This window comes from Streptomyces sp. NBC_01716 (assembly GCF_036248275.1).
Taxonomy (GTDB): Bacteria; Actinomycetota; Actinomycetes; order Streptomycetales; family Streptomycetaceae; genus Streptomyces.
Genome location: NZ_CP109181.1, coordinates 2,886,210 through 2,912,417, shown reverse-complemented (window position 1 = coordinate 2,912,417; position 26,208 = coordinate 2,886,210). Strand labels below are relative to the sequence as shown.

The window sequence follows — 26,208 nt, the reverse complement described above, 5'->3', positions numbered from 1 at the left end:
CGTCCGGCCAGGTCCGCCGGGTACCGTGGAGCGGCCCGGGCCTCGACCCACCACAGGCCAGGCCGACGAGGTCTCGCCTGCGGGCACGGAGAACACAAGGAGCAGCTAGGTGTTCAATGACATAGGCGCGCTTGAGCTGGTGACGCTCGTGATTCTCGCCGTGCTCGTCTTCGGCCCGGACAAGCTGCCCAAGGTCATCCAGGACGTCTCCCGTTTCATCAGGAAGGTGCGCGAGTTCTCCGACAACGCCAAGGAGGACATCCGTTCCGAGCTGGGACCGGAGTTCAAGGACTTCGATTTCGAGGACCTCAACCCGAAGAAGTTCGTCCGGAAGCAGCTGTCGGAGCATGAGGACGATCTCGGGCTGAAGGAGATCCGCAGCAGCTTCAACCTCAAGAAGGAAATCAACGAGGTCGCCGACTCGGTCCATGGCAGGGATGACTCGACCGGCGCAAACGACACCCCGGCGCCCAGCCTGACGAAAAGCCCCTCCGGCACCGCTGACCTGCTCAAGAAGCCCGAGAAGCCCCAGCAGGCCGATCGTCCGCCTTTCGACGCAGACGCCACCTGAGCCCCACCCTGCCCGGCCAGTCGGTAACGGGTGGCTATCCTCCATCTGTCCGGTGGTGAGACGTCCGTGAGGGCGGGCCGCTCCGGACTCCGAGATAGAGGAGGCGGTCCGGACAGATGGAGACGACAAGTCGGGTAGGGGCCCATGGCCCGGCCGGCACGGCGGATGGAGTGTCGGGGGCCCGGCGTACGGTCGAGGGCTATCTGCGGGCGAACTTCCCCTGGTACGGACTGGACGACGCGTTCACCGGCCCCCGATGGCTGATGCAGGTGGGCAGGGCGGCGGACGGCACCGTCCAGCACGGTTCCACGGGACATGGTGACGAGCCGTCGATAAGACCGGAGGCGCCGGGCGCGGAGAAGGAGCGCTTCGCGGCGGTCATCACCGTCGCGGCGAGCCCCGTACGGCACAGCGGGGACGGCACGGGCGTCCTCGACGCCACAACGGTGTCCTCGGCGGCGTGGCTGGCCGGTTCGGCGCTGCTGCTGTCGGCGTGGCCCGTACAGCTCGACCATTCGCTGCGCGACGACTGGCTGGACCAGCAGACCGAGACGGCCTTCGCACTGGCCGACGATCTGAACGGCTCCGCCTGGTCGGTGCTCTCGCTCCCCGTGGACGGCGTGCCGACACCGTTCCACTATCGCGAATCCGAATTCGGCTGGGTGCTCGCGGGCTCGACGGGACCCGGCGAGGCGGCCGGGAACGGGGTGCACATCGGTGCGTACGGGCGCGGCATGAGCGCGTACGGCCTCGGCTTCTCGGTGATCGAGGACATCAACACGTACGTCTCCGCGTAGCCGCGCGGTCTCATGTGTAAGGGGCGCCCGCCAATGGCGGGCGCCCCTTACACATGAGCGGCTGTCAGAGACTCAGAACTTGTTGCGCGGCGTCAGCCCCAGCGTCATGCCGGCCAGACCGCGCTGCCGCCCGCCCAGCTTGCCGGCGATCGAGCGCAGCGCCGCACCCGCGGGGGAGCCGGGGTCGGAGAGCACGACCGGCTTGCCCTCGTCGCCGCCCTCCCGCAGCCGTACGTCGATCGGGATCGAGCCGAGCACCGGCACCGAGGCGCCCGTGGTCTTCGTCAGTCCCTCGGCGACCCGCTGGCCGCCGCCCGTCCCGAACACGTCGACGATCTCGTCGCAGTGCGGGCAGGGCAGGCCCGACATGTTCTCGACCACGCCGACGATCTTCTGATGGGTCTGCACCGCGATGGAGCCGGCCCGCTCGGCGACCTCGGCGGCGGCCTGCTGCGGGGTGGTGACCACCAGGATCTCGGCGTTCGGCACAAGCTGCGCCACCGAGATCGCGATGTCGCCCGTCCCCGGCGGCAGGTCCAGCAGCAGCACGTCCAGATCGCCCCAGAACACATCGGCGAGGAACTGCTGGAGTGCCCGGTGCAGCATCGGTCCGCGCCACACCACCGGCGAGTTGCCCGGGGTGAACATGCCGATCGAGATGACCTTCACGCCGTGCGCCGACGGCGGCATGATCATGTTCTCGACCTGGGTGGGCTTGCCGTCGGCCCCCAGCATGCGCGGCACGCTGTGCCCGTAGATGTCCGCGTCCACGACGCCGACCTTCAGACCGTCGGCGGCCATCGCCGCCGCCAGGTTGACCGTCACCGACGACTTGCCGACACCGCCCTTGCCGGAGGCCACCGCGTACACGCGGGTCAGCGAGCCGGGCTTGGCGAAGGGCACCTCACGCTCGGCCGTACCGCCGCGCAGCGACGTCGCGAGCTCCTTGCGCTGCTCGTCGCTCATCACGTCCAGCGTGACGTCGACCCGCGTGACGCCCGCGACCGAGGCGACCGCCTCCGTCACGTTCGTGGTGATCGTCTCGCGCATGGGACAGCCGGACACCGTGAGATAGACCGTGACAGCCACCGCGCCGTCCGCCCCGATGTCGACCGATTTCACCATGCCGAGGTCGGTGATCGGCCGGTGGATCTCGGGGTCGTTCACCGTCGCCAGTGCTGCGCGCACCGCGTCCTCCGCGGGAGCGACGGTCTCGTGCGTGTCGGTAGCCATACGGAGATGGTACGGCGCGGCGCGCACGCCCAGGAAAGCGCGTCAGTGCTCCGGGTGGTCTGGTTCGTCACGTCCGCGCGTCCGGTCCGCGGGCAGCAGGACCTGCTGCTCGGCCAGGTCCCGTACGAGGTCCTGGAGCTCCGAGCGGATCCAGTCGCGGGTGGCGACCTCGCCGAGCCCCATCCGCAGCGAGGCGATCTCGCGGGTCAGGTACTCGGTGTCGGCGATGGAGCGCTCGTTCTGCTTGCGCTCCTGCTCCTGGGTGACCCGGTCCCGGTCGTCCTGGCGGTTCTGTGCCAGCAGGATCAGCGGGGCCGCGTACGAGGCCTGGAGGGACAGCATCAGGGTCAGGAAGATGAACGGGTACTCGTCCCAGCGCAGTTCCTTGGGCGCGAAGACGTTCCACAGCACCCAGACGATGATGATCAGCGTCATCCAGACGATGAAGCGGCCCGTCCCCAGGAAGCGCGCGATCCGTTCCGAGAACCGGGCGAAGGCCTCGGGGTCGTACTCCGGCAGGAACCTGCGCCTCGGCGTGCGCGGCTGGTCGAGCCGTCCGCGCGGGCCGCGCGGCGGCGCGCTCGCACCCGAGACCGTGGCGGCCCGTTCCCTCGGCGACTGACCCTCCGGACGCTCAGTGGCCACTCGTGGCCTCCTCCGCGCCGTTGAACCCGGTCTCCCGCCAGTCGTCCGGCAGCAGATGGTCCAGGACGTCGTCGACGGTCACGGCGCCGAGCAGCGACCCGCTCTCGTCCACGACCGGCGCGGCGACCATGTTGTACGCGGCGAGATAGCCGGTGACCTCGGGCAGGGGCGTGTCGGGGGCCAGCGGCGGCAGATCGCTCTCCACGATCGAGCCGACCAGCATGAACGGCGGTTCGCGCAGCAGCCGTTGGAAGTGGACCGTGCCCAGATACTTGCCCGTCGGTGTCTCGTCCGGCGCCCGGCACACATAGACCTGGGCGGCCAGCGCGGGTGAGAGGTTCTGCCGGCGCACCCGAGCCAGCGCGTCGGCGACCGTCGCGTCCGGCCGCAGCACGATCGGCTCGGTCGTCATCAGGCCGCCCGCCGTCCGCTCCTCGTACGCCAGCAGCCGCCGTACGTCGGCGGCGTCGCCCGGCCGCATCAGCGCCAGCAGCCGCTCCTTGTCCTCCTCGGGCAGCTCGGAGAGCAGGTCCGCCGCGTCGTCCGGGTCCATCGCCTCCAGGACGTCCGCGGCCCGGTCGTCCTTCAGCTTGCCCAGGATCTCCACCTGGTCGTCCTCGGGCAGCTCCTCCAGGACGTCGGCGAGCCGGTCGTCGTCGAGGGCGGCGGCCACCTCGGCACGCCGCTTGGGCGACAGATGGTGCAGCACATTGGCCAGGTCGGCGGGGCGCAGCCGCTCGAAGGTGGCGACGAGATTCTCCGCGCCCTGGCCGTCCTCCTCCAGCGTGAAGCCGGTGACCGCCGACCAGTCGAGGGTCAGCGTCTCGCCGCGCCGCCGCAGCGCGCCGCTCTTGCCGTGCCGGACGAAGACCTTCCCGATCTCCCACTCGCGGCGGGCGGGCAGCTGCTGGACGGCGACGTCGAGGACGGTCACCTGCTCGCCGCTCTCCACGAGCTGTACGCGGCGGTCGAGCAGCTCGCCCAGGACCAGCCGCTCCGTGGGGCGCTGCTCGAAGCGCCGCATGTTGACCACGCCCGTCGTGATCACCTGGCCCGACGCGACGCCCGTGATGCGGGTCATCGGCAGGAAGATCCGCCGCCTGCTGAGGACTTCGACGACCATGCCGAGCACGCGCGGCGGCCGCCCGCCGACCCGCAGCATCGCCACGAGGTCACGCACCCGCCCCACCTGATCGCCGTTGGGGTCGAAGACCGGCACCCCGGCGAGGTGCGAGACGAAGACCCGGGAAGCGCCCGACGCCATGATGCGCTCCTCCCTGCCCGCGACTGTCCCTGCCGTGCCGGTGGCCTTGCCCGTGACTGTCCCCGTATGGACCGCGACAACGGGTTCAGGCTAGCCCGTACCGCTCCGTGCCGCCCTGGCGGATCCGTCCGTACGGTACGGGCGATCCGTCGCCGGGGCTCGTTGTCGATGGGCCCGCGCGGCACGGGTACGCTGCGGTCTGCCGTCCCCCGCCGTGCATGAGAGGCAGTGCGTTCGTGACCCTTTCCCGGTCCCTTGTCCGTCTTGGCCGGGCCGCGTTTCCCGTGGCTCTCTGTGTCGGGATGAGCCTCGCGCTCACGGCGTGCGGCGGCGACGAGGATCCGGACGCGGGCACCAACGGCGTCGGCAAACTGTCGCCCGCCGGGATCGAGAAGAAGGCGAAGACGGCGGCCGAGAGTGCGGACGCGGTGCGCCTGGCGGGCACGGTCGTCACCGACGGGCAGACCTACAAGCTCAACATGTCGCTCAAGGAGGCCGGCGGGACCGGATCGGTCAGCTCCGAGGCCCTGGGCACGTTCGAGCTGCTGCGGGTCGGGGACGAGCTGTTCCTGAAGGCGGACGCCGAGTTCTGGACCCACCCGGACGGCAAGGGCGGTGAGGGCGAGGGTGACCCGCCCAGCAAGGCCGACGCCGAGGCGGCGGACAAGCTCGACGACAAGTATGTGAAGGTCCCCGAGGACGATCCGTCCTACGACCAGCTGCGGGGTTTCACCGACAAGGGCGTGCTGCTCGACGGGCTGCTGGGACTGCACGGCAAGCTCGGCAAGGGCGGCCGCCCCCAGATCGGCGGCGTACGCACCATCGAGGTCAACGGCGACGAAGGCGCGGGCGGTTCGCTGAACGTCTCCCTGGAAGGCACGCCGTACCCGCTGCAACTGGCCCGCGCGGGCGGCGCGGGAACGCTCACGCTCAGCGACTGGGGCAAGGACTTCCCGCTGAAGGCGCCCGCGAAGGGCGAGACGGTGGACTACGGCACCACGCTGCCGAGCAGCTGAACCGGCCCGTCCGGGCTCAGCCCTTCTTCTTCCCGCGCTTGAACAGCAGGCGCGGCACGGCCGCCGGGGCCGGCTGACGCGTCGTCGCCGGAGTCGGCAGCGGCGCCGCCGCCTGTGAGCCGTGCGGCAGGTCGGTGATCGCGTCGCGCGGCTCCAGACGCAGCACGCGCGACTCGCGCGCCCACCGGTCGGTCATCTCGTCGAAGTCCGGCGCGTTCAGCCGCTTGCCCTTCAGCTCGGCGACAGCCGTCTCCCACGCCTCCGTACGAGGAGCGAGTTCGGTGACGGAAGCGGTCCAGGCCACCAGCCGCCCGCCCTTGTCCTTGCTCCGTACGGTCACCTCGGCGGTGGAGCCGTCCACCAGCCCCGGCAGCGGCTGCTCGCCGTCGCCGTCGCCGACGATCAGCGCGGCGCCGTCCAGCCAGACGTGCCACAGGGCACGGGCGGGACCGCCCGCCCGCACCCAGATGAGGCCGGACTTCTTGGTGGCCTCCTCGACGAGCGCCTTGCCGAGGAGCGGGGAGCCGGGCACGGTTTCTGTCATGCCCGGCAGCCTAGGGCCTGGGTCAGGCCTCCTACAGCCACCCGTTGCGCTTGAGCATCCGGTGGATGGTGAGACAGACGACGGCGATGCCGCCCAGCACCATCGGGTAGCCGTACTTCCACTGAAGCTCGGGCATGTGCTCGAAGTTCATGCCGTAGACGCCGCACACAGCCGTCGGTACGGCGATGATCGCCGCCCAGGACGTGATCTTGCGCATGTCCTCGTTCTGCGCGACGGTCGCCTGCGCCAGATTGGCCTGGAGGATCGAGTTCAGCAGCTCGTCGAAGCCGACGACCTCCTCGTGCACCCTGGCCAGATGGTCCGCGACGTCCCGGAAGTACTTCTGTACGTCGGGTTCGACCAGCCGCATCGGACGCTCGCTCAGCAGCTGCATCGGCCGCAGCAGCGGTGCCACGGCCCGCTTGAACTCCAGCACCTCGCGCTTCAGCTGATAGATCCGCCCCGCGTCCGAGCCGCGCGGGCTGCCCTTCGCGGGCGCCGAGAACACATCGATCTCGACCTCGTCGATGTCGTCCTGCACGGCCGCGGCCACCGCGATGTAGCCGTCCACGACATGGTCGGCGATGGCGTGCAGGACGGACGAAGGCCCCTTGGCCAGGAGCTCGCTGTCCTCCTCCATCCGGTGGCGCAGCGCGCGCAGCGAGCCCTTGCCGCCGTGCCGCACGGTGATGACGAAGTCCCGGCCGGTGAAGCACATGACCTCGCCTGTCTCCACGACCTCGCTGGTCGCCGTGAGCTCCGCGTGCTCCACGTAGTGGATGGTCTTGAAGACGGCGAAGAGGGTGTCGTCGTACCGCTCCAGCTTGGGCCGCTGGTGGGCGTGCACGGCGTCCTCGACGGCGAGCGGGTGCAGCCCGAACTCGGCCGCGATACCCGCGAATTCCTCCTCGGTCGGCTCGTGGAGGCCGATCCAGGCGAACCCGCCGCCCCGTCGCACCTCCAGCATCGCCTCGTGCGGGGTGAGGCACGGCTCGTCCTTCACCCGCCGGCCGCCGCGGTAGACGGCGCAGTCGACGACGGCGCTGGAGGCCGAGGGGTCGCGCGTGGAGTCGTACGTGCTGTAAGGGGTGCTGCTCTTGCGCAGTGACGGACGGACCGCCGCACGCAGGTCACGGATCATCGACATGGCTGGCTCCTCCCGGAGAGGCCGTCGGCGGGGCGTGGCGCAGCCCGGAACGGGGACGTGAGGCGCGTACGTGCCGAATCGGGACCGAGACGGCGTGAGAACGACGCGACGCGCGTACGTCCGCAAAGCGGGCGGCACCGCGAGGACGCGGTGACGGCATTCGCTACAGACAGGCAAAACAGAGCTGGTGCGATGCTCTTCCGTCGTGCGACAAGCCGCGGGCCTGTACGGGGCAGGGCCTCAGATGCGAGAGGCGGTACAGCGCGAGGAAGAGCGGCTGGTACTGGCCGGGTGACTTCGATCCACCGCAGCCCCACCTCCTCCGGCCGGTCCCCCGTAGGGGACGACGTATGTCGGGACTGGAAGGCGACGCTTTCCGCGCGCTGTCCCGACCGGCGGCCCAGACTAGCAGCCGATCGAGGCCAATTCGGTCTCTTGCCCGTTAAGACGGCGTTCTATGCTCGCCGGATGGCAGAAGTTCTCTCTCTGGTCGAGGCACAGCTGCGTACGGCGCTGGGCGAGCCCGACGCGCGCGCGGCGATGACGTTCGTGGGCACGGACCGGGTCGAGGTCCTGCGGTTTCTCGACCCGGGGGACCGGGAGAGCGAAGGGGGCTCCGCCGGCCCCGGTGGCGTCGGCGGCGGGTCCGGCGGCGCCGTTGTGCGGTACGCCACGCTCGGGATGTCCGCGCGGCCGATGGCCGACCCCACGGTCGTTGTCCCCGACCCGGCCCGGGGGCCGCGCGCCGAGCTGATCCTGTCGGTACGGGCCGGGCTCGCCGACACCGACAAGGTGCTGCGCCCCCTCGCCGTACTGGCCGCGTCGCCCCAGGTCGAGGGGTTGGTGGTGACCGCGGGTGCCTCGCTGGAGGTCGGCGAACCCCTGTGGCCCGGCGCGCCGTTCAGCTCCGTGCTCGTCGCGGAGTCCGGCGGGCTGGTCCCCGATCTGGAGCTGGCGGCGCCGCTGGATCCCGTACGGTTCCTGCCGCTGCTCCCGATGACGGCCAACGAGGCGGCGTGGAAGCGGGTGAAGGGCGCGCAGGCGCTCCAGGAGCGGTGGCTGGCGCACGGGACGGATCTGCGCGACCCGCTGCGCGGCTCGGTGGCGCTGGACTGAGGCTGCGGCCGTCGGTGTCGTACCGTGCCGCGCCGGCGCCGTACGTACGTCTCTGAACCCCGTACGCCGCCGAGAGGAGACCCCCTCTCGTACAGGCCGCCGGTATTTGCCGCCGTTCTGTGCCGGAGGGGTGATCGTCCTTGACGGGGCGTCGGCCGGGGAGGACCGTTGGGCGCTATGAGGGGCGAACCAGGTTGCCCGAAGTGCGGTGGCCGGGTCAGGGCGCCCGGTCTCTTCGCCGACTCCTGGCAGTGCGACATCCATGGCACCGTCCATCCGTTGCAGCCGGTCATACCGCCCAGCGTCGAAGCCCTCGGGGTCGTGGTGAACCGCGCCCGCGTCCCCGTCTGGATGCCCTGGCCGCTCCCCGTCGGCTGGCTCTACACCGGTGTCGCCTACGCGGGCGACGACCGCAGCGGCGGCCGGGCCACCGCCGTCGCGTGCTCGGGCCCCGGCCCGCTCGGCGGCCCGGGAGAACTGCTGCTGGTCGCCGAGGAGCTCGGCGTCGGACTCGGGGCGCGCTACGCCGGGATCGACGGCCCCGACCCCGGCCCGCACATCTGCGCCGACAGGCCCCCGCACGCCAAACTGCTGGCCGCCGGCCGCCCCACCCCCCTCTGGCACGTGGCCGACGCACCGCCCGACCGCGCGGTCTTCGCCGGTGAGGCCCTCGGACTCTGGCTCTGGGCGATCGTCTGGCCGGAGCAGACGGGGCTGCTGATGTACGACGAGCTGGTCCTCACCGATCTGCGGGACGCCGGCGCCGAGGTGGATCTGCTGCCGTGCGGGGCGCTCTCCCCGCGTCTGCTGAGCTGACCGCGGGCCGGCCGGACCGGACCGCGTGCGGGTTCGAGCGTTCGGGACGCCTTCGAACGCCCGTTATCCTGGAGCGTCCCCTGCCCGTCCGAACCCCTGGAGTACGCGTCGTGCGCATCGACCTGCACACCCACTCCACGGCGTCGGACGGTACGGACACCCCGGCCGAGCTCGTACGTAACGCCGTGGCCGCCGGTCTGGACGTCGTCGCGCTCACCGACCACGACACGACCCGGGGCCATGCCGAGGCGCTCAAGGCCCTCGCCGAGCTCGACACCGGCCTCACCCTCGTCACCGGCGCCGAACTCTCCTGCCGCGCGGACGGTGTGAGCCTGCACATGCTGGCGTACCTCTTCGACGCCGACGAGCCCCGACTGCTGCGCGAGCGCGAGCTGGTGCGCGACGACCGGGTGCCGCGCGCGAAGGCGATGGTGGCCAAGCTCCGGGAACTCGGCGTGCCCATCACCTGGGAACAGGTCGCCCGGATCGCCGGAGACGGCTCGATCGGCCGCCCGCACGTCGCGTCGGCCCTCGTCGATCTGGGCATTGTGGGCTCGGTCGACGAGGCGTTCACCTCCCAGTGGCTCTCCGACCACGGCCGGGTGCACGTGCCCCGCCACGAGCTGGACCCCTTTGAGGCGGTCCGGCTGGTCAAGGCCGCCGGCGGTGTCACCGTCGTCGCGCATCCGCTGGCCGTGACCCGGGGCGCGGTCGTCGCCGAGGCGGCGCTGGTACGGCTGGCCGAGGCGGGCCTCGACGGCATCGAGGTCGACCACATGAACCACGACGAGCCTACGCGCGCCCGGCTGCGCGGACTCGCCGCCGAGCTGGGGCTGCTCACGACCGGCTCCAGCGACTACCACGGGACCCGGAAGACCGTCCGGCTCGGGGAGTACAGCACCGACCCGGAGATCTACGGCGAGATCGTCCGGCGCGCGTCGGGCGCCTTCCCGGTGCCCGGCACGGGCGGACCCGTGTAGCTCCAGACCCGCACCACAGGTCCTGACCCGCACCACGTGCCCGTCGTGCGCGCGCCCCGTGCCGCGCCGTGCGGAGCCGCGTACGACGCCGTGCCCGGCCGACGCCGGTGCCCGGCCGCGTACCGCGCCCCGAGTCCCGCCCGCCCATCTCCCGCAAGGCCACACCGTGTTCGACGCCGCCGTCTTCGGCTCCCTCTTCCTGACCCTGTTCGTGATCATGGACCCGCCCGGGATCACCCCGATCTTCCTCGGCCTCACCTCCGGGCGCCCCGCCAAGGTCCAGCGCCGGATGGCCTGGCAGGCGGTGGCCGTCGCCTTCGGCGTGATCACCGTCTTCGGCATCCTCGGCCAGCAGATCCTGGACTATCTGCATGTATCCGTCCCCGCGCTGATGATCGCCGGCGGACTGCTCCTGCTGCTCATCGCTCTCGATCTGCTCACCGGCAAGAACGACGAGCCCAAGCAGACGAAGGACGTCAACGTCGCCCTCGTACCGCTCGGCATGCCGCTCCTGGCCGGCCCCGGCGCGATCGTCTCCGTCATCCTCGCCGTCCAGCACGCCGACGGGGCGGCGGCGCAGATCTCGGTGTGGGTGGCGATCGTGGCGATGCACGCCGTGCTCTGGCTCACGATGCGCTACTCGCTGGTGATCATCCGGGTCATCAAGGACGGCGGTGTGGTGCTGGTGACCAGGCTCGCCGGAATGATGCTCTCGGCCATCGCCGTGCAGCAGATCATCAACGGCGTCACGCAGGTCGTGCAGGCCGCGTGAGACCAAAGCGCCCCCGTACGGATGTCCGTACGGGGGCGTCTCGACATGAGCCGATCAGTGGATCCGGAGGGATCCGAGAATTTACGAGGCCGGGGTCTCGGCCGGGCGGATGTAGAGGCGCTGCCCTGTGGAGGCGGCCTGCTGCACGATCTGATTGACGGAGGCGGCGTCCACGACGGTGCTGTCGACGGCGGTGCCGTCAGCATCGTTCAGTCGCATGATCTCGAAGCGCATACCGCTTCTCCCTTCGTCTGATCCTCCGTAGGAGAACTGTGTGTGACGGATAACCCATCGTTGATTACATCAGGCGACAACGCCTTGCCCTCTGCAAACATTCCCTACACTAAGGAAATTTTTCAGATGGCTGATTACTGGCGAGTACAGAGGTGTCCACGGACAATGGACCGCGTATGAGCGAGGCAGAGATCAATCCCGACATCGCCGAGGTCGGCGCCCGCCTGGAGCGCACCAACGAACTGCTCCAGCGGATGCTCGCCGAGGTCTCGAAGACACCGTCCACCCACGCCATCTTCGTCGACGCGGGTTACGTCCACGCTGCGGCCGGATTACTGGTCGCGGGGACCGAGGACCGGCGGTCCTTCGATCTCGACGCCGAGGGGCTCATCGAGGCGTTCATCGACAAGGCGCGCACGATCTTCGCCGACAGCAGACTGCTCCGGGTCTACTGGTACGACGGCGCGCGGCGCCGTATCCACACGCCCGAGCAGCAGGCCATCGCCGAGCTGCCGGACGTCAAGGTCCGCCTCGGCAATCTCAACGCCAACAACCAGCAGAAGGGCGTCGACTCCCTGATCCGCACGGATCTCGAATCGCTCGCCAGGCACCGCGCCATCAGCGACGCCGCACTCGTCGGCGGTGACGAGGACCTGGTGTCGGCCGTGGAGGCCGCGCAGGGATACGGCGCGCGCGTCCATCTCTGGGGCATCGAGGCCGGCGAGGGGCGCAACCAGGCCGAACCGCTTCTGTGGGAGGTCGACAGCCAGCGCACCTTCGACCTCGAATTCTGGCAGCCGTACGTGACGCGGCGGGCGGTCACCACGTACGAGAACGAGGGCGAGCCGCCGCCCTCGCGCGAACAGGTGCGCTTCATCGGCGCGCAGATCGCCGCGACATGGCTGGTCGGGCGCGGGCGGGTGGCGATGGCCGAACTGCTGCCCGGCCATCCGTATCTGCCGGGCCCCGTCGACCAGGACCTGCTCATCGAGGCGGAGAAGCTGCTGCAACGCTCGCTGCGGGGGCACGCGATCCTGCGGCGGGCACTGCGGGACGGGTTCTGGCAGCACCTCCAGGCGCAGTTCTGAGCTCCCCGGTCCCTCCGGTCCCCCTCAGCGCCCGGAGCCGTCCCAGAAGGCGCTGAGGGCCGCTGCCGTACGCAGCGGCTGATCGGTGTTCGGCGAGTGCTCGGCGCCCTCGATCACGGTCCTGCGCGCGTCCATCCGCCGCGCCATGTCGTCGAGCAGCGGCACGGGCCAGGTGTCGTCCCGCACGCCGGACATCACATGCTTCGGCAGCGGATGTACGGCGGCGAGCTCGGCCACCCGGTCCGGCTCCACCGTCAACTGCCGCCCCGTGGTGATGAGTTGCACCGGGTTGTGGCGCAGCCAGCGGCGGCGCAGATCCGTGCCGTCGACGGAGGTCTCCTCCGGCGGCTCCATCGCCTGGATGCCCTCCCAGACCCGCTCCATGTCCATGTTCGTGAGCGCCAGGGCCTCGCTCAGCAGCCGCACCCGCTCCTCCTGGGAGGGGGCGATACGGCCGGGGCCCGAGGAGATCAGCGTCAGCGTACGGAACGGCTCCGCGTCCGTAAGGACGGCCGCGCGGGCGATCTGCCCGCCCAGCGAGTGGCCCACGAGATGGACAGGTGCCCCGACCGCCTCCGCCTGCGCCAGCACATCCGCCGCCAACTCCTCTTGGGCGTACGCCTCTTGGGAATCGGGTCCCACGGACTCGTACTGCCCGCGCCCGTCGACGGCGATCACTCGGTAGCCGGCCGCGGTGAGCGGCTCCAGCATCGCGATGAAGTCCTCCTTACTGCCGGTGAATCCGGGCATCAGAAGGGCGGTGCCCCGCGGCGTCCCCCCGGGGCGCGCGTCGAGCACGGCGAAGTGCCCGCGGCTCGTCGCCAACTGGCGCGCGCGGGCACAGGGCGGGGGAGTGAACGTGGGCGGCCTGCTCATGCGACGAGAGTAAGTCCCCACGCCCACAGCCGCCTCACCCGCCCGGCCTCCTCAGGAGGCGCGATAGAGGACCCGCGAACACGCCGACGGCCCGGCATCCCCTGGGGGGTGCCGGGCCGTCGGGCGTGCGCTGTCAGCTCTCGGGCTGGGCCGCCGCCGCGCGCGTACGGCGCCGGCGCGGCTTGGCCTCGGCGGCGGGGGCGTCGCCATCCGCCGAATCGGCGGCCTTCACCGTGCCGGCCTCGACCGGGGCCTTGGCGGCGCGCGTACGGCGCCGGGGGCTGGTCTCGGTCTTCGCCCCGGCGCCGGGGTCGACGACCACGGCCGCGACCGTCTCCACGGCCTCGACAGCGGGCTTGGCGGCCCGCGTACGACGACGGCGCGGCTTGGTGACCGCATCGGCGTCGGCGTCGCCCTGCTCGGCCACCGGCTCGACGAACAGGTCCGTCCCCGGCTGCGCCACGGTCGTGGCGACCGCGGCAGCCGCGTCGGCGGGTACGCCCACGCGCGTACGCCGACGGCGGCGCGGGACGCGCGGCTCGGCCGCTTCAGCGCCCTCGGCGGTGTCGACCGCTCCGGTCGCCGCCGGGGCCGTCGCCGCCACTGTCTGCGTCTGCGCCTCGCCGGCCTCCAGGGGAGTCCCGCCGCGTGTACGGCGCCGCTGGCGCGGTGTGCGCGTACGGGCGGGGCGCTCCTCCTGCACGGCGGCGCCGGCCGACCGCGCGGACGGGGCCCCGGCGGACTTGCGGCCACGGCCGCCCGTCTCGCCCAGGTCCTCGACCCGCTCCGCCGACAGACCGGCACGTGTCCGGTCCGTACGCGGCAGGATGCCCTTCGTCCCCGCGGGAATGCTGAGCTCCTCGAAGAGGTGCGGCGAGGTCGAGTAGGTCTCCGGCGGGTCCGGGAAGCCCAGGTCCAGCGCCTTGTTGATCAGCTGCCAGCGCGGGATGTCGTCCCAGTCGACCAGCGTGACGGCGATGCCGGACGCGCCCGCGCGGCCGGTACGGCCGATGCGGTGGAGGTAGGTCTTCTCCTCCTCGGGCGACTGATAGTTGATGACGTGCGTCACACCCTCGACGTCGATACCGCGCGCGGCGACGTCGGTGCAGACGAGAACGTCCACCTTGCCGTTGCGGAACGCGCGCAGCGCCTGCTCACGCGCGCCCTGGCCGAGGTCGCCGTGGACGGCGCCCGAGGCGAAGCCGCGCTGGGCGAGCTGGTCGGCGATGTCCGCGGCCGTACGCTTCGTACGGCAGAAGATCATCGCGAGCCCGCGGCCCTCGGCCTGGAGGATGCGCGCGACCATCTCCGGCTTGTCCATGGAGTGGGCGCGGTAGACGCGCTGCGTGGTGTTGGCGACCGTCGCGCCCTCGTCGTCCGGCGACGTGGCGCTGATGTGCGTCGGCTGCGACATGTAGCGGCGCGCGAGACCGATGACCGCGCCCGGCATGGTCGCCGAGAACAGCATCGTCTGGCGCTTCGCGGGGAGCAGCTGGATGATCCGCTCGACGTCGGGCAGGAAGCCCAGGTCGAGCATCTCGTCGGCCTCGTCCAGGACGAGGCCGCGCACGTGCGACAGGTCGAGCTTGCGCTGGCCGGCCAGGTCGAGCAGCCGGCCCGGGGTGCCGACGATCACGTCGACGCCCTTCTTGAGGGCTTCGACCTGCGGTTCGTAGGCACGGCCGCCGTAGATCGCCAGCACGCGCACGTTGCGCACCTTGCCGGCGGTCTGGAGGTCGTTGGTGACCTGCTGGCACAGCTCGCGGGTGGGGACGACCACGAGGGCCTGCGGGGCGTTGGTGAGCTGCTCGGGAACGGCCCGGCCCGCCTCGACGTCGGCGGGGACGGTGACGCGCTCCAGGAGCGGCAGGCCGAAGCCGAGCGTCTTGCCCGTGCCGGTCTTGGCCTGGCCGATGACATCCTTGCCGGACAGGGCGACCGGGAGCGTCATCTCTTGGATGGGGAACGGGGACATGATGCCGACGGCTTCGAGCGCTTCGGCCGTCTCGGGAAGGATTCCGAGGTCTCGGAAAGTCGTAGTCAGGGTGCTGCCTCTTCTGTGAGACGCGACCCGAGGCGAACGCGGGGGTCGTACCGCACCTGGGTACTCGGCCGGCCGTGGATTGGCCGGATGGCGCGGGACCACTGCCGTCGCTCGAGCGCTCGTGCCGCTGAGGGGGCCCCTCATCTGCAGGTCGTACGCAGCTGTGCGCACGGTCCGCGCGGAGGGCGGTCGGGGTCGGAGCCGATCGGGCCACCGACCGGGCATCCTCATGGGGCCTGTCCGGGACAGATCTCCCGGTCAAACACTGCGATGGCCCACCGAATACTCGGCAGGCGCATTACCACTGTACCCCGGAATCGCGCAGGTGTGTTGGACGAATTCGTCGGAACGGTGTCAGGGCAGTGCCCGACCGGGCTCTTGAACGGTGCGCGAAGTGGGCTCTACGAGGTGCGTCGAGCGGGTTATTGTGCGCTCCATGGAGACGTCTGACAACGCCACAGAGCCCGAGTCCACACCAGGGTCACCGACCGGTTCCGCGCCCGCGGAACTCACCGGGATCGCCGCCCAGGACTGGGCGACCGCCTCCGCCGACCCGAAGTACCGGGCCGCGGTCGTGGATCTGCTGGGAGCGCTCGCCTACGGCGAACTGGCGGCCTTCGAGCGGCTTGCCGAGGACGCCAAACTCGCGCCGACTCTGGACGACAAGGCGGAACTCGCGAAGATGGCCTCCGCCGAATTCCACCATTTCGAGAGGCTGCGCGACCGGCTCGGCGAAATTGACGCCGATCCGACGGGCGCGATGGATCCCTTTGCCACCGCACTGGACGACTTCCACCGCCAGACCGCGCCGTCGGACTGGCTTGAGGGCCTGGTCAAGGCGTATGTGGGCGATTCGATCGCCAGTGACTTCTACCGCGAGGTGGCCGCGCGCCTGGACTCCGACACCCGCGGTCTGGTGCTCGCTGTGCTCGATGACACAGGGCACGGCAATTTCGCGGTCGAGAAGGTCAGGGCAGCGATCGAGGCCGAGCCCCGGGTCGGCGGGCGGCTCGCCCTGTGGGCGCGGCGGCTGATGGGTGAGGCGCTGTCACAGGCGCAGCGGGTGGTGGCCGACCGGGACGCGCTGTCGACGATGCTGGTGGGCGGGGTCGCCGACGGGTTCGATCTGGCCGAGGTGGGCCGGATGTTCTCGCGGATCACCGAGGCGCACACGAAGCGGATGGCGGCCCTGGGACTGGCCGCCTGAGGCTCCCGCGGCTCCGGGGCCCCGGGTCTCCCGCGGCTCCCGGGCTCCCGCGGCCGGCGGATCAGGAAGGCATCGGACGGCGCAGGACCGCGGTCGCGGGGCGGAGCAGCAGCGAGAGCAGGACCGCCCCGACGACGACCGCGCCGATCAGCGTCGCGACGACATGACCGGGGCCGAGCGCCGCGTGCGTGAGCACCGCGCCGAAGAGGGAGCCCAGGGACCCCGCCGCGAGCACGAGGCGGCGGGAGGGGAGCCGGTGGGGCAGCCGCTGGAGCGCGGCCCACGAAGCGCCGAGTCCGAGCAGGACCGCACCGAGAGCTTCCAAGATCACCGCTGATCACCTCACGAAGCGCGCTGGCCAATTCGGTCGTAGCCCGGTCTACCCGGAGTGCGCGCGAGGCAACCCTCCGCGATCCGGGGAGCGGAATCCGGGGAGCGGACGACGAAGGAGTGGCCCGGCGGGAATCCCGCCGGGCCACTCCTTCGTCGCTGTGGTGCCGTGCCGCCGATTTCGCCTAGAGCGGGCCGAAGCCCACCCGTCGCGTCGTCGGCTCGCCGATCTCCACGTACGCGATCCGTTCGGCCGGTACGAGCACCTTCCGCCCCTTCTCGTCCGTGAGGCTGAGCAGCTTCGCCTTGCCGGCGAGTGCGTCGCCGACGGCGCTCTCGACGTCCTCGGCGGACTGCGAGCTCTCCAGAACGATCTCGCGGGGCGTGTGCTGCACGCCGATCTTGACCTCCACCGCTATGTCCCTCCGAACGGTCGGTGCGTTGCGCGGTCAACCGCGCGGTACCCAGCACACATTAGCCCGGGGAGAAGGAGCTCAGGACAGTGGCGGGACACGCCCGCAGCGAACACGGACCGCGCGGGCCGGCCGGCCGCCGGTGGACCGCGTCGGGCCCGGCGCCGGGCGCCGCGCGCCCGGTCAGGCGCCGGGGTGCTGCTCGCTGCCGTGCAGCGGGAACCCCGCGATGCCGCGCCAGGCCAGCGAGGTGAGAAGTTCCACGGCCTTGTCGCGCGGGATGACCGACTCGCTGGAGAGCCAGTAGCGGGCCACCACCTGGGAGACGCCGCCGAGCCCGACGGCCAGCATCATGGACTCCTCCTTGGAGAGTCCCGTGTCCGAGGCGATCACGTCGGAGATCGCCTCGGCGCACTGGAGCGCCACCCGGTCGACGCGCTCACGCACCGCGGGCTCGTTCGTCAGGTCGGACTCGAAGACCAGCCGGAACGCGCCGCCCTCGTCCTCGACGTAGGCGAAGTACGCGTCCATCGTGGCCGCGACCCGGAGCTTGTTGTCGGTCGTCGAGGCCAGGGCCGTACGTACGGCCCGCAGCAGTGCTTCGCAGTGCTGGTCGAGAAGCGCCAGGTAGAGATCCAGCTTCCCCGGGAAGTGCTGGTACAGGACGGGCTTGCTGACACCGGCCCGCTCCGCGATGTCGTCCATCGCCGCGGCGTGGTAACCCTGTGCGACGAAGACTTCCTGAGCCGCGCCCAGAAGCTGATTGCGTCGAGCGCGGCGGGGCAGACGCGTGCCTCGCGGGCGCGCTGCCTCGGTCTGCTCTATGGCTGTCACGCCGCCTCCCAGAATCGTGCCGTGCGCGCTGTGCGCCGCCTTGCCATCGTACTTTTGGGTAACCCGGCTGTGCGTGGTCAGGTCTGAGAATTTCACGGACCGGACACTCACGGGAGCCGGATATCCGCCTGGCCGCGAGTGCGGCGACGGAGAAAAGTATCCAATGCTGACAAAAGGCGAACCCGGTCCCGAGCGGATACTCAGCGGTAGTCGTCCTCGTCGAGAGAGACGATACGCGCCTGCTCAGCGGCGTCGGCCTCGTCGGCCTCCTCCGTACCCATGGGGGCCGGCGGATCGTCGCCCGACGGGCGCACGTCCCTGTGCTGCTCGGCGGCGTCCGCCTCCGGAGTCTCCTCGTCGAGTTCTTCGAGTTCGCCGGAATCCGCTCCGGCCTCCCGCTCTTCCTTGTCGGTGCCGTTCTCGTAGTCGTTCGGGAATGTGTCCGGGTCGCTCAGGTCCGCCGGCATGGGGCGCCCTTTCTTCTCCGGTCGTCTTCCGTGTGCCATTCGCGATATGAGGCGAATACCTACGCGCGTACTTACGAGGGTAGGAGGTCCGTACCCGCGACGCTATGTGTCCGGTGACCGCGAACGGGAGGACCCGCGCGTGATCGTCTCGTAACATTGCCGCATGTCTTCGACCGAGCTGCCGGAAACACTCGCCGCCGCCGTTCCGCGCGTGAGTGCTGTCAGGGTCGCCGACGGTGAGCGGCTGCGTGCGGTCGCGCTGCCGGGGCTGACGCTCAACGTACGCTCACGGCCCCCCACGCGCCCGGGGCTGCCGCACGCGCTGTACGTGCACGGCCTCGGCGGCTCCTCGCAGAACTGGTCCGACCTGATGCCGCTGCTGGCCGACGTGGTCGACGGCGAGGCGGTCGACCTGCCCGGCTTCGGGGACTCCCCGCCGCCGGATGACCGCAACTACTCGATCACCGGGCACGCGCGGGCCGTGGTCCGGCTGCTCGACGCGGGCGGCCACGGCGCGGTTCATCTCTTCGGCAACTCCATGGGAGGCGCCGTCGCGACCCGGGTCGCCGCCTCCCGTCCCGATCTGGTGCGCACCCTCACCCTCGTCTCACCCGCGCTGCCCGAGATCCGCGTGCAGCGCAACGCCGTGCCGACCGCCCTGCTGGCCCTGCCCGGTGTCAGCGCGCTGTTCGGGCGGATGACCCGCGAGTGGTCGGCCGAGCAGCGCACGCGCGGCGTGATGGCCCTCTGTTACGGCGACCCGGGCCGGGTCTCGGAGGAGGGGATGCGGCACGCGGTGGAGGAGATGGAGCGGCGGCAGCGTCTTCCGTACTTCTGGGAGGCGATGACCCGTTCCGCGCGGGGCATCGTCGACGCCTACACTCTCGGCGGACAGCAAGGGCTGTGGCGGCAGGCGGAACGGGTCCTCGCGCCGACACTGCTGGTGTACGGAGGGCGGGATCAGCTTGTTTCGTACCGAATGGCACGAAAGGCGTCCGCCGCTTTCCGGGATTCGCGGCTCCTGACGCTTCCGGACGCCGGGCATGTTGCCATGATGGAGTACCCGGAAGTGGTCGCGGATGCCGTGCGGGGCCTGATCGAGGAGTCGGACCGGGCGGCGGATGAGACGAACGGGCGTCCCGGCCGTAATGACGGTGGGGGCGGCGGCGTCCTCAGCGGCGGCGGCGCGAGCCGCCACAGAGATGACTACGACGGCGACAACGACAGTGGCGGGAGCTGATCCGGGGCGTGGGACGACACAGCCGTAAAGGCCCCGCGCCCAAGGCGTCCGACAGCAAGAAGCGCGCTCCCGCCGTGAGCGGCCCGCCGGCCGCCGAGCGGGAACGGCCGGCACCGCAGGCATCACCGGCGGCACCGGTGTACGGCACCCCCGCGCACGGCGTGCCGCAGGTACGCGGCGGGCATCCCGAGCACCGTGAACCGGGCGGCGGCTGGGGCGGTCAACAGCGGTACGGGGACTGGCAGGACGGTCGTGGCGGCGGGCAGCAGCGGCCTCCGCGTCCGGCGCCGACCGGGCAGCGCCAGGTCCCCGTCCAGGTGCCGGGACCACGCCGTGAGTTCGTCGACGCCTTTGACGCGCCTCCCTCTCCTTACGGAGGCGGCAGCGGCGCCGCTGTGGGCCTCGACGCCGACTCCGCGCGGTGGCGCCCCGATCCGTACGGCTCCGTCGCCGACTGGGACGACGAGAGCAGCCGCCCCCGTACGGCCTCCGCCGCCGACTCCGGCCGTGGCCCGGACCGGGACGACCCCGACGGCCTCCCGGACGCCGTCGGCGACGACGAGCGGCCCGAGAAGGGCAATCTGGGGCGCACCCTCACCGGAATCGCCGCGGCGGCGGTGACCACGGTGCTCGCCGTCGTGGTGGCCGCCCAGGTCACCGACGGCGGCGGCCCCCGTGCCGACGCGCTGCCCTCCGGCGGGCTCGCCCGCGACGGAGAGGGCCCCGCCTCGCGCTCGGACGGCAGGACGATCCCGCCGAAGGAGCCCGCGGCCGAGGCGCCCGCGCCCGCGCTCACCTACGCCCAGCTGATGACCAAGCAGTTCCCGCTGGCCGCCGATCTGAAGGGCTCGGGCGAGTTCGGCGCGGTGCCGGGACTGGCGAAGGCGCCCGGCGACGGTCCCAAGGTCAGCTACCGGATCGATGTCGAGAAGGGCCTCGGGCTCGACGAGAAGCTGTTCGCCGACGCCGTACAGAAAACTCTGAACGACGACCGGAGTTGGGCCCACAACGGAGCCATGACCTTCGAGCGGATCTCCAGTGGCTCACCCAGGTTCGTGATCACGCTGGCCAGCCCGGGGACCACGGCCGAGTGGTGCGCCAAGTCGGGACTGGACACCACCGTCGACAACGTGTCCTGCGACTCCGCCTCGACCGACCGCGTGATGATCAACGCGTACCGCTGGGCGCGGGGGGCCAAGACTTACGGCTCCAAGGCGATGCTGACCTACCGGCAGATGCTCATCAACCATGAGGTCGGGCACCGGCTCGGGTACGGCCACGTGAGCTGCCAGACGCCGGGCACGCTCGCGCCGGTGATGCAGCAGCAGACGAAGACGCTCGATCTCGACGGCGTGAAGTGCGAGCCCAACCCCTGGGCGTTCCCCGGCAATTGAGGCGCCGGGCGGGGCATCGGCCAAAGCGTCGGCCCAGGCGTCGGCCCTGGCTTGACGCACTGTGACCACCTGAGCCCTTACCGCGACGGAACGCTACCGCGGTGGGAAAGTTACGTGCATTCACCCCTTCCGGTGGTGCGACGGACAACCGTCCGTCGTCGCACCGTCATGTCCGCTTACGGTCGTCCCGCTGTGAGTCGCCGATCCAACGGCGGCTTCCCACAAGGGAGATCGGGGGTGTGCTCGTGCGGATCGGACTACTCACGGACGGTGGCTACCCGTACGCGACGGGTGAGTCCAGGCTCTGGTGCGACCGGCTCGTACGCGGGCTCGCGCAGCACGAGTTCGACATCTACGCGCTCAGCCGCAGCGCCCACCAGGAGGGCAACGGCTGGATCCAGCTCCCGCCCTCCGTACTGAGGGTGCGCACCGCGTCCCTCTGGTCGGCCGAAGGCGACGGGAGGGCTTACGGACGGCGTGAACGGCGGCGCTTCGTGGGGCACTTCGGGGATCTGATCAACGCCGTCTGCGCCCCGGACGACGGCGCGCCGCGGAGCGCGGCAGGGAGCGGTCGCGGCGACGGCGCGCGCGACACGGTCGCCTTCGCCGAGGGGCTGTACGGACTCGCCGAACTGGCCCGCGACCACGGCGGTCTGCCCACGGCGCTGCGTTCGGAGGCCGCAGTACGGATCCTGGAATCCGCCTGCCACGCCCCCCGCGCACGCCGGAGCGTGCGTGGTGCCACCGTCCCCGACTACCTGGTCTTCGCCGACCAGTTGGAGCGTGCGCTGCGCCCGCTCTCGCTCGACTGGTACGACGAGGACGGCCTCGGTGCGGTCGATCTCTGTCACGCGACGACCGGTGGATCCGCCGCCCTGCCCGGACTTCTGGGCAAACGCTTCTTCGGCGCGCCGCTGCTGGTCACCGAGTACGGCGTCCAGCTCCGCGCCCACTACCTGGCCGCCGGACCCGGAGGTGACGCGCCCCTGCGCGCGCCGGTGCGCGCCCTGCTCGCGGCCTTCCAGGGCCGGCTCGCCGCCGAGGTCTACCGGCAGGCCACCGTCATCACCCCCGGCAACACCCACGCCAGACGCTGGCAGGAGCGCTGCGGCGCCGACCGCGCCAAACTGCGCACCGTCTACCCCGGCATGGAGACGGAGCGCTTCTCGGCGCTGGGCGAAGACAGTGAACGCGGCCACGGCGGCGGTACCGGAAGCGGCGGTGACAGCGGTCACGGCGGCGGTCCGAACACCGTCGTCTGGGTCGGGCGGATCGAGCCCGCCAAGGACCTCATCTCCCTGCTGCACGCCTTCGCCGACATCCGTAAGGAGGAGCCCGAGGCGCGGCTGCGGATCATCGGCGCCGCCGCGCAGGGCGCGGAGGCGACGGCGTATCTCGCCCACTGCCGCGCGCTGGCGGCCCAGTTGTTCCCCGACGAGGCGGCCGACGCGCACGCCGTGGGCGACAACTGCGTCTCCTTCGAGGAGGTCGGCGGGCCCGGCGCCCCGGAGCTGGTCGACGCCTACGCGGCGGGCGGGGTGGTCGTTCTGTCCAGCATCGTCGAGGGCTTCCCGGTCAGCCTCGTCGAGGCGATGTTCTGCGGGCGCGCGACGGTCTCCACCGACGTCGGCGCGGTCGTCGAGGTCATCGGTGGCACGGGTCTCGTCGTGCCCCCGCGCAATCCGCGGGCGCTCGCCGACGCCTGTGTCGCGCTGTTGCGCGACCCGGAGCGGCGCGAACGGCTGGGCGCCGCCGCGCGGGCTCGCGCGCTGGAACTCTTCACCGTCGAGCAGAACCTGGCGGCGTTCCGCGGCATCTACCTGGAGCTGATCTCGCACGCCCCGGTCCGGCGCCCGGCCGAGACGGTGGACGCGCACGGCGAGCCGCTGCCGTTCGCCAACCCGGCGGAGGCGTACGTACCCGGTCACTGGACCGCCGGACAGGCCACGACCGTACCGATGCCGGCGCCGCGGCCGTTGACGCCCCCGGTGCCGGTGGCCCTGCCGTCCCTCCCCGTCTCCTTACCCGACGTCGCGCGGGCATCGCGTCCTACCGAGGCGGTCGGCGTGGGCGCCGGACAGGCCCTGGGGGAGAGAGATGTCTGACGCGGACACCACCCCCGGGAGAGCCGCCACCCCCGGGCTCACGACGGGACTCGCGCGCCGTCCCGGCCCCGCCGACCCCGTCAAGACGCTGTTGCACAGCCACCGCGAGCTGTGCGAGCGCGCCGTCGACCCGCTGGAGATCGCGGCCGGTCTGGAGGCGCACGGCGTCACCGACCGGGCTGCCGCGCGCTTCCGGCACCGCGATGTCTTCTCGCTCGCCGAGGAGCTCTACGCGCGCGTGCCGCGCGCCGCCGACAGTGGCGGGGACACCGCCGACACGACCGTGCCGCACCCGGCACGCTCCACCGATCCGCGCGCCGGATGGGCGCTGCGCACCCTGCTACCGGGCGCCGTGTGCGCCGCCGCGGTCATCACCTTGCGGTACGCCGACAGCGCCGCCGGGGGGCTCCGGCTCGCGATAGGTGTGGCGGGGGCCGTCGCCCTCGCCATCGCGCTCACCGTCGCCCTCCGGCGCGGCCCGCTGCGCGTCGAGGGCCACACGGCGCCTGTCTCGCGCCTGTGGGTGTGCTGGCTGCTGGCGTATGTGCTGTACGGCGACGGGCTGACCCACGCGGCGGCCGGCGGCGGGCCGCACCTGACGGACCCCCTGGCCCACGCGGCGGCGCCGCTCGTCGCCCTGGCGTTCGCCGTGGCGCCCGCCGCCTGGTGCGCCCATCTGCTGGCCGTACAGGCGCGCCGCAGGCTCGCCGACAGTCGCGGGCTGGCCGAGTTCGCCGCCCGGACCCGGCCGGCGCTGCTCGGTCTGCTCGCGCTGTACGCCCTCGCGCTGACCGCTCTCGCCGTCCTCGCCGAACTCGTACTCGGCGGCGACCGGGGCGCCGGCACCGGCCACCCCGCCGCGACCGTCGCCCTCGGCTGTCTGCTGTTCCTCGCCCGGCTCCTCACCGTCCACGGCTTCCCCAGGGCGGCGGCGACCGGCCTCGCCACCGCCTGCGCCGTCGAGGCACCGGCCCTCCTCCTCGCGACGCTGGGCCGCGTCCCCGGCTTCGAACCCGTCTCCGCCCCCGTCCGGGCCCTCGTCGAGGCGTGGGGGACCGGCGCCGTACCGGCCATCGCCTGCGGCGCCGCCGCGCTCGGACTGCTGATCCACGCCGCCGTCGCACTGTCCCGGGCCTCGGCCCACACCTGACCGGCGGCCACCGGCCTCCGGCGCACGCCCCGTCCGGGCCGCACATCCGGACCCACAGACCTCCCGCGGAGCCGACGCCGCGGGCGTAACCCGAAGCACACGGCAACACCTCTAAGGAGACGACAGAACATGACCCCTCAACCCCCAGCACCGGCGCGTCGGAAGCAAGGGGCGGCGCGATGAGGGTCCTGCTGCTCGGTGCCAACGGATTCCTCGGGCGGTTCGTCGCCGACCGGCTGCTCGCCGACCCGGCCGTGCATCTGACCGCACTCGGCCGCGGCGACGACGCCGACGTACGGTTCGACCTCGCCGGGGGGAGTCCCGGGGCCCTCACCCGCTTCCTCGACGCCGTCCACCCCGGAGTCGTCATCAACTGCGCCGGCGCCACCCGGGGCGGCGCCCGCGATCTCACCCGGCACAACACCGTCGCCGTCGCGACCGTCTGCGAGGCCCTGCGCCGCAGCGGATGCGGCGCCCGGCTCGTCCAGCTCGGCTGCTCGTCCGAGTACGGGCCCTCCCAGCCGGGCTCGTCCACCGCCGAGGACGCGATGCCCCGGCCCGGCGGTCCGTACGGAGTGAGCAAGCTGGCCGCCAGCGAACTGGTGCTCGGCGCCGGGCTCGACGCCGTCGTGCTCCGGGTCTTCTCACCCGTCGGGCCGGGGACGCCCGCGGGCTCCCCCCTCGGCCGGCTCGCCGAGGCGATGCGCCGCGCCATGCAGTCCGGCGACGGCGAGCTGAAGCTCGGCGGACTCGGCGTGCAGCGCGACTTCGTCGACGTACGCGACGTGGCCCGCGCCGTGCACGCCGCCTCGCTCTCCGCCGCCCAGGGCGTCGTCAACATCGGTACGGGTCGCGCGGTCCGGCTCAGGGACGCCGCGGCCATCCTCGCGAGGGTCGCCGGATACGGCGGCGCCCTGCACGAGCTGGACGCTCCCACCGGCCCGCAGCGCCCCGCGCTCGGGCACGCCACCCTCGGCCCGCAGCGCGGCGAGCACCCGTCGGAGCAACTGGGCGCCGGCCCGTTCCCGTACCCCGACGGCTGCGGCGGCTGGCAGCAGGCCGACGTCCGCACCGCGCGCGACCGGCTCGGCTGGCGGCCCCGTATCAACCTGGAGGAGTCGCTCGCCGACATCTGGATGGAGGCGGCATGTCGCATCTGACGACCGCGGGCAGCAGCCGGTCGGCCACCGGCGCCGCCGGACTCGGCTTCGGCGTCCCCGGTTACGCGCATCCGCTGCTCGCCCAGGTCGAGTGGGCCGAACTGACCCGCCCGGGAACGCCGTTGCACTGGGCCGTGCTCAACGTCGCGGAGGGGCCAGGGAGTATGCCGGACCCGCACTGTCTGGAGGCCGCGGGCCGGCTCAGGAACGCGGGCGTGCGCGTGCTCGGGCATCTCGATCTCGCGTACGGTGCCCGGAGCTTCGGCGAACTCATCACCGAGGCGCACGACTTCCACGACTGGTACCGCGTCGACGGCTTCTATCTGGACCGGTGTCCGGCGCAAGCCTCGTACCTGCCCGACGTCAGGCTCACGGCGGCGACGCTGGACACGGTCGCGCCCGGCGGACATCTGGTCCTCGGCCACGGGACGCATCCGTACGACGGATACGCCGACATCGCCGACCAGTTGGTCACCTTCCGCGGACCGTGGACGGACTACCGCTGGTCACAGGTTCCCGAGTGGACGGCGGACCATCCGCCCGAGCGCTTCGCGCATCTCGTGTACGGGGTGCCCCGCAGCCATCTGGACGAGGCGATGCGGATCGCGCGCTGGCAGGGGGCGGGGACGATCTTCTTCACCGACCGCGGCGATCACGACGAGCGAACCGGACAGATCAGCCCATTCGCGGCTCTGCCCGGCTACTGGGACGAAATCGTCTCGCAGATCGGACCGGGTGTCTCGGAATGAGAAGGCGCGTGGCAGT

At 71.8% G+C, this 26,208-nt stretch carries 27 protein-coding genes; 15 read left to right on the top strand and 12 right to left on the bottom strand.

Going from position 1 to position 26,208, the window contains the following annotated elements; genetic code table 11:
* The first annotated feature begins 109 nt into the window (after window positions 1-109).
* Both OIE74_RS12470 and OIE74_RS12465 read left to right on the top strand, forming a co-directional pair.
* Complete coding sequence (locus OIE74_RS12470) at window positions 110-571, top strand: sec-independent translocase (protein ID WP_329382027.1); 462 nt, start codon at window positions 110-112, stop codon at window positions 569-571.
* A gap of 116 nt (window positions 572-687) precedes the next feature.
* On the top strand, window positions 688-1,368 hold the full coding sequence (locus OIE74_RS12465; protein WP_329382024.1) for a hypothetical protein: 681 nt from the start codon (window positions 688-690) through the stop codon (window positions 1,366-1,368).
* 72 nt (window positions 1,369-1,440) lie between these two features.
* Here the strand turns inward: OIE74_RS12465 and OIE74_RS12460 are convergent, their stop codons facing one another.
* The 3 genes from OIE74_RS12460 to OIE74_RS12450 are packed head-to-tail and all read right to left on the bottom strand — an operon-like array spanning window position 1,441 to window position 4,510.
* On the bottom strand, window positions 1,441-2,601 hold the full coding sequence (locus tag OIE74_RS12460; RefSeq protein ID WP_329382021.1) for an Mrp/NBP35 family ATP-binding protein: 1,161 nt from the start codon (window positions 2,599-2,601) through the stop codon (window positions 1,441-1,443).
* A gap of 42 nt (window positions 2,602-2,643) precedes the next feature.
* Window positions 2,644-3,246 (bottom strand): DUF1003 domain-containing protein, encoded by a 603-nt coding sequence (locus OIE74_RS12455; RefSeq protein WP_329382019.1) that lies wholly within the window; start codon window positions 3,244-3,246, stop codon window positions 2,644-2,646.
* Window positions 3,236-4,510, bottom strand: coding sequence for a magnesium transporter MgtE N-terminal domain-containing protein (locus OIE74_RS12450; RefSeq protein WP_329382017.1), 1,275 nt, complete (start codon window positions 4,508-4,510; stop codon window positions 3,236-3,238). The genes OIE74_RS12455 and OIE74_RS12450 overlap by 11 nt, the downstream gene beginning before the upstream one ends.
* 218 nt (window positions 4,511-4,728) lie before the next feature.
* Between OIE74_RS12450 and OIE74_RS12445 the strand changes: the two genes are divergently transcribed.
* Window positions 4,729-5,526: a hypothetical protein gene (locus tag OIE74_RS12445; RefSeq protein ID WP_443076092.1), complete on the top strand. Its 798-nt coding sequence runs from the start codon at window positions 4,729-4,731 to the stop codon at window positions 5,524-5,526.
* Window positions 5,527-5,542: 16 nt separating this feature from the next.
* Here OIE74_RS12445 and OIE74_RS12440 read toward each other — a convergent pair whose 3' ends face one another.
* Complete coding sequence (locus OIE74_RS12440) at window positions 5,543-6,070, bottom strand: hypothetical protein (RefSeq protein WP_329382012.1); 528 nt, start codon at window positions 6,068-6,070, stop codon at window positions 5,543-5,545.
* A gap of 31 nt (window positions 6,071-6,101) precedes the next feature.
* Window positions 6,102-7,217 (bottom strand): magnesium and cobalt transport protein CorA, encoded by a 1,116-nt coding sequence (locus OIE74_RS12435; protein ID WP_329382009.1) that lies wholly within the window; start codon window positions 7,215-7,217, stop codon window positions 6,102-6,104.
* A 468-nt stretch (window positions 7,218-7,685) separates the two neighbouring features.
* On the opposite strand from OIE74_RS12435, the gene OIE74_RS12430 reads away from it, so the two are divergent.
* The 4 genes from OIE74_RS12430 to OIE74_RS12415 all read left to right on the top strand — a co-directional run bounded on the left by OIE74_RS12430 (window position 7,686) and on the right by OIE74_RS12415 (window position 10,901).
* The gene (locus tag OIE74_RS12430) at window positions 7,686-8,333 is read left to right on the top strand and encodes a suppressor of fused domain protein (protein WP_329382006.1); all 648 of its coding nucleotides are present in this window, start codon (window positions 7,686-7,688) and stop codon (window positions 8,331-8,333) included.
* Between the two features lie 177 nt (window positions 8,334-8,510).
* A complete protein-coding gene (locus tag OIE74_RS12425; RefSeq protein ID WP_329382003.1) occupies window positions 8,511-9,149 on the top strand; it encodes a DUF6758 family protein in 639 nt (212 codons plus the stop codon).
* A gap of 110 nt (window positions 9,150-9,259) precedes the next feature.
* A complete protein-coding gene (locus tag OIE74_RS12420; protein WP_329382000.1) occupies window positions 9,260-10,129 on the top strand; it encodes a PHP domain-containing protein in 870 nt (289 codons plus the stop codon).
* Between the two features lie 166 nt (window positions 10,130-10,295).
* Complete coding sequence (locus tag OIE74_RS12415; protein ID WP_329381998.1) at window positions 10,296-10,901, top strand: MarC family protein; 606 nt, start codon at window positions 10,296-10,298, stop codon at window positions 10,899-10,901.
* An 81-nt stretch (window positions 10,902-10,982) separates the two neighbouring features.
* Here OIE74_RS12415 and OIE74_RS12410 read toward each other — a convergent pair whose 3' ends face one another.
* On the bottom strand, window positions 10,983-11,135 hold the full coding sequence (locus tag OIE74_RS12410) for a hypothetical protein (RefSeq protein ID WP_189111543.1): 153 nt from the start codon (window positions 11,133-11,135) through the stop codon (window positions 10,983-10,985).
* Window positions 11,136-11,311: 176 nt separating this feature from the next.
* Between OIE74_RS12410 and OIE74_RS12405 the strand changes: the two genes are divergently transcribed.
* The gene (locus OIE74_RS12405; RefSeq protein ID WP_329381993.1) at window positions 11,312-12,223 is read left to right on the top strand and encodes an NYN domain-containing protein; all 912 of its coding nucleotides are present in this window, start codon (window positions 11,312-11,314) and stop codon (window positions 12,221-12,223) included.
* A 24-nt stretch (window positions 12,224-12,247) separates the two neighbouring features.
* Here OIE74_RS12405 and OIE74_RS12400 read toward each other — a convergent pair whose 3' ends face one another.
* Window positions 12,248-13,099 (bottom strand): alpha/beta fold hydrolase, encoded by an 852-nt coding sequence (locus OIE74_RS12400; RefSeq protein ID WP_329381991.1) that lies wholly within the window; start codon window positions 13,097-13,099, stop codon window positions 12,248-12,250.
* A gap of 133 nt (window positions 13,100-13,232) precedes the next feature.
* Window positions 13,233-15,050: a DEAD/DEAH box helicase gene (locus OIE74_RS12395; RefSeq protein WP_329381987.1), complete on the bottom strand. Its 1,818-nt coding sequence runs from the start codon at window positions 15,048-15,050 to the stop codon at window positions 13,233-13,235.
* Window positions 15,051-15,579: 529 nt separating this feature from the next.
* On the opposite strand from OIE74_RS12395, the gene OIE74_RS12390 reads away from it, so the two are divergent.
* A complete protein-coding gene (locus OIE74_RS12390; protein WP_329381984.1) occupies window positions 15,580-16,350 on the top strand; it encodes a ferritin-like fold-containing protein in 771 nt (256 codons plus the stop codon).
* 61 nt (window positions 16,351-16,411) lie between these two features.
* Here the strand turns inward: OIE74_RS12390 and OIE74_RS12385 are convergent, their stop codons facing one another.
* The 4 genes from OIE74_RS12385 to OIE74_RS12370 all read right to left on the bottom strand — a co-directional run bounded on the left by OIE74_RS12385 (window position 16,412) and on the right by OIE74_RS12370 (window position 18,394).
* Window positions 16,412-16,681, bottom strand: coding sequence for a hypothetical protein (locus OIE74_RS12385; protein WP_329381981.1), 270 nt, complete (start codon window positions 16,679-16,681; stop codon window positions 16,412-16,414).
* 184 nt (window positions 16,682-16,865) lie between these two features.
* Window positions 16,866-17,093, bottom strand: coding sequence for a DUF3107 domain-containing protein (locus OIE74_RS12380; RefSeq protein ID WP_329381979.1), 228 nt, complete (start codon window positions 17,091-17,093; stop codon window positions 16,866-16,868).
* A gap of 183 nt (window positions 17,094-17,276) precedes the next feature.
* Window positions 17,277-17,927, bottom strand: coding sequence for a TetR/AcrR family transcriptional regulator (locus tag OIE74_RS12375; protein ID WP_329381976.1), 651 nt, complete (start codon window positions 17,925-17,927; stop codon window positions 17,277-17,279).
* Window positions 17,928-18,127: 200 nt separating this feature from the next.
* Window positions 18,128-18,394 (bottom strand): hypothetical protein, encoded by a 267-nt coding sequence (locus OIE74_RS12370; protein ID WP_329381973.1) that lies wholly within the window; start codon window positions 18,392-18,394, stop codon window positions 18,128-18,130.
* 163 nt (window positions 18,395-18,557) lie between these two features.
* Between OIE74_RS12370 and OIE74_RS12365 the strand changes: the two genes are divergently transcribed.
* The 6 genes from OIE74_RS12365 (at window position 18,558) to OIE74_RS12340 (ending at window position 26,192) form a co-directional block, all read left to right on the top strand.
* On the top strand, window positions 18,558-19,634 hold the full coding sequence (locus tag OIE74_RS12365) for an alpha/beta fold hydrolase (protein ID WP_329381971.1): 1,077 nt from the start codon (window positions 18,558-18,560) through the stop codon (window positions 19,632-19,634).
* 8 nt (window positions 19,635-19,642) lie between these two features.
* Window positions 19,643-21,028, top strand: coding sequence for a DUF3152 domain-containing protein (locus OIE74_RS12360; protein WP_329381968.1), 1,386 nt, complete (start codon window positions 19,643-19,645; stop codon window positions 21,026-21,028).
* Between the two features lie 245 nt (window positions 21,029-21,273).
* Entirely contained in the window at window positions 21,274-23,133 is a 1,860-nt protein-coding gene (locus tag OIE74_RS12355; protein WP_329381965.1) for a DUF3492 domain-containing protein, read from the top strand.
* Complete coding sequence (locus OIE74_RS12350; RefSeq protein ID WP_329381963.1) at window positions 23,126-24,283, top strand: hypothetical protein; 1,158 nt, start codon at window positions 23,126-23,128, stop codon at window positions 24,281-24,283. The genes OIE74_RS12355 and OIE74_RS12350 overlap by 8 nt, the downstream gene beginning before the upstream one ends.
* Before the next feature lie 179 nt (window positions 24,284-24,462).
* Entirely contained in the window at window positions 24,463-25,443 is a 981-nt protein-coding gene (locus OIE74_RS12345) for an NAD-dependent epimerase/dehydratase family protein (RefSeq protein ID WP_329381960.1), read from the top strand.
* Complete coding sequence (locus OIE74_RS12340) at window positions 25,431-26,192, top strand: spherulation-specific family 4 protein (protein ID WP_329381958.1); 762 nt, start codon at window positions 25,431-25,433, stop codon at window positions 26,190-26,192. The genes OIE74_RS12345 and OIE74_RS12340 overlap by 13 nt, the downstream gene beginning before the upstream one ends.
* Window positions 26,193-26,208 lie beyond the last annotated feature (16 nt).

What these genes read in the sequence shown, in the direction of transcription:
- OIE74_RS12465 (WP_329382024.1), top strand. Translation starts at nt 688, where the DNA reads ATGGAGACGACAAGTCGGGTAGGGGCCCATGGCCCGGCCGGCACGGCG.
- OIE74_RS12460 (WP_329382021.1), bottom strand. Translation starts at nt 2,601, where the DNA reads ATGGCTACCGACACGCACGAGACCGTCGCTCCCGCGGAGGACGCGGTG.
- OIE74_RS12450 (WP_329382017.1), bottom strand. Translation starts at nt 4,510, where the DNA reads ATGGCGTCGGGCGCTTCCCGGGTCTTCGTCTCGCACCTCGCCGGGGTG.
- OIE74_RS12445 (WP_443076092.1), top strand. Translation starts at nt 4,729, where the DNA reads ATGAGAGGCAGTGCGTTCGTGACCCTTTCCCGGTCCCTTGTCCGTCTT.
- OIE74_RS12440 (WP_329382012.1), bottom strand. Translation starts at nt 6,070, where the DNA reads ATGACAGAAACCGTGCCCGGCTCCCCGCTCCTCGGCAAGGCGCTCGTC.
- OIE74_RS12435 (WP_329382009.1), bottom strand. Translation starts at nt 7,217, where the DNA reads ATGTCGATGATCCGTGACCTGCGTGCGGCGGTCCGTCCGTCACTGCGC.
- OIE74_RS12430 (WP_329382006.1), top strand. Translation starts at nt 7,686, where the DNA reads ATGGCAGAAGTTCTCTCTCTGGTCGAGGCACAGCTGCGTACGGCGCTG.
- OIE74_RS12425 (WP_329382003.1), top strand. Translation starts at nt 8,511, where the DNA reads ATGAGGGGCGAACCAGGTTGCCCGAAGTGCGGTGGCCGGGTCAGGGCG.
- OIE74_RS12410 (WP_189111543.1), bottom strand. Translation starts at nt 11,135, where the DNA reads ATGCGCTTCGAGATCATGCGACTGAACGATGCTGACGGCACCGCCGTC.
- OIE74_RS12405 (WP_329381993.1), top strand. Translation starts at nt 11,312, where the DNA reads ATGAGCGAGGCAGAGATCAATCCCGACATCGCCGAGGTCGGCGCCCGC.
- OIE74_RS12400 (WP_329381991.1), bottom strand. Translation starts at nt 13,099, where the DNA reads ATGAGCAGGCCGCCCACGTTCACTCCCCCGCCCTGTGCCCGCGCGCGC.
- OIE74_RS12395 (WP_329381987.1), bottom strand. Translation starts at nt 15,050, where the DNA reads ATGACGCTCCCGGTCGCCCTGTCCGGCAAGGATGTCATCGGCCAGGCC.
- OIE74_RS12390 (WP_329381984.1), top strand. Translation starts at nt 15,580, where the DNA reads ATGGAGACGTCTGACAACGCCACAGAGCCCGAGTCCACACCAGGGTCA.
- OIE74_RS12370 (WP_329381973.1), bottom strand. Translation starts at nt 18,394, where the DNA reads ATGCCGGCGGACCTGAGCGACCCGGACACATTCCCGAACGACTACGAG.
- OIE74_RS12365 (WP_329381971.1), top strand. Translation starts at nt 18,558, where the DNA reads ATGTCTTCGACCGAGCTGCCGGAAACACTCGCCGCCGCCGTTCCGCGC.
- OIE74_RS12350 (WP_329381963.1), top strand. Translation starts at nt 23,126, where the DNA reads ATGTCTGACGCGGACACCACCCCCGGGAGAGCCGCCACCCCCGGGCTC.
- OIE74_RS12345 (WP_329381960.1), top strand. Translation starts at nt 24,463, where the DNA reads ATGAGGGTCCTGCTGCTCGGTGCCAACGGATTCCTCGGGCGGTTCGTC.
- OIE74_RS12340 (WP_329381958.1), top strand. Translation starts at nt 25,431, where the DNA reads ATGTCGCATCTGACGACCGCGGGCAGCAGCCGGTCGGCCACCGGCGCC.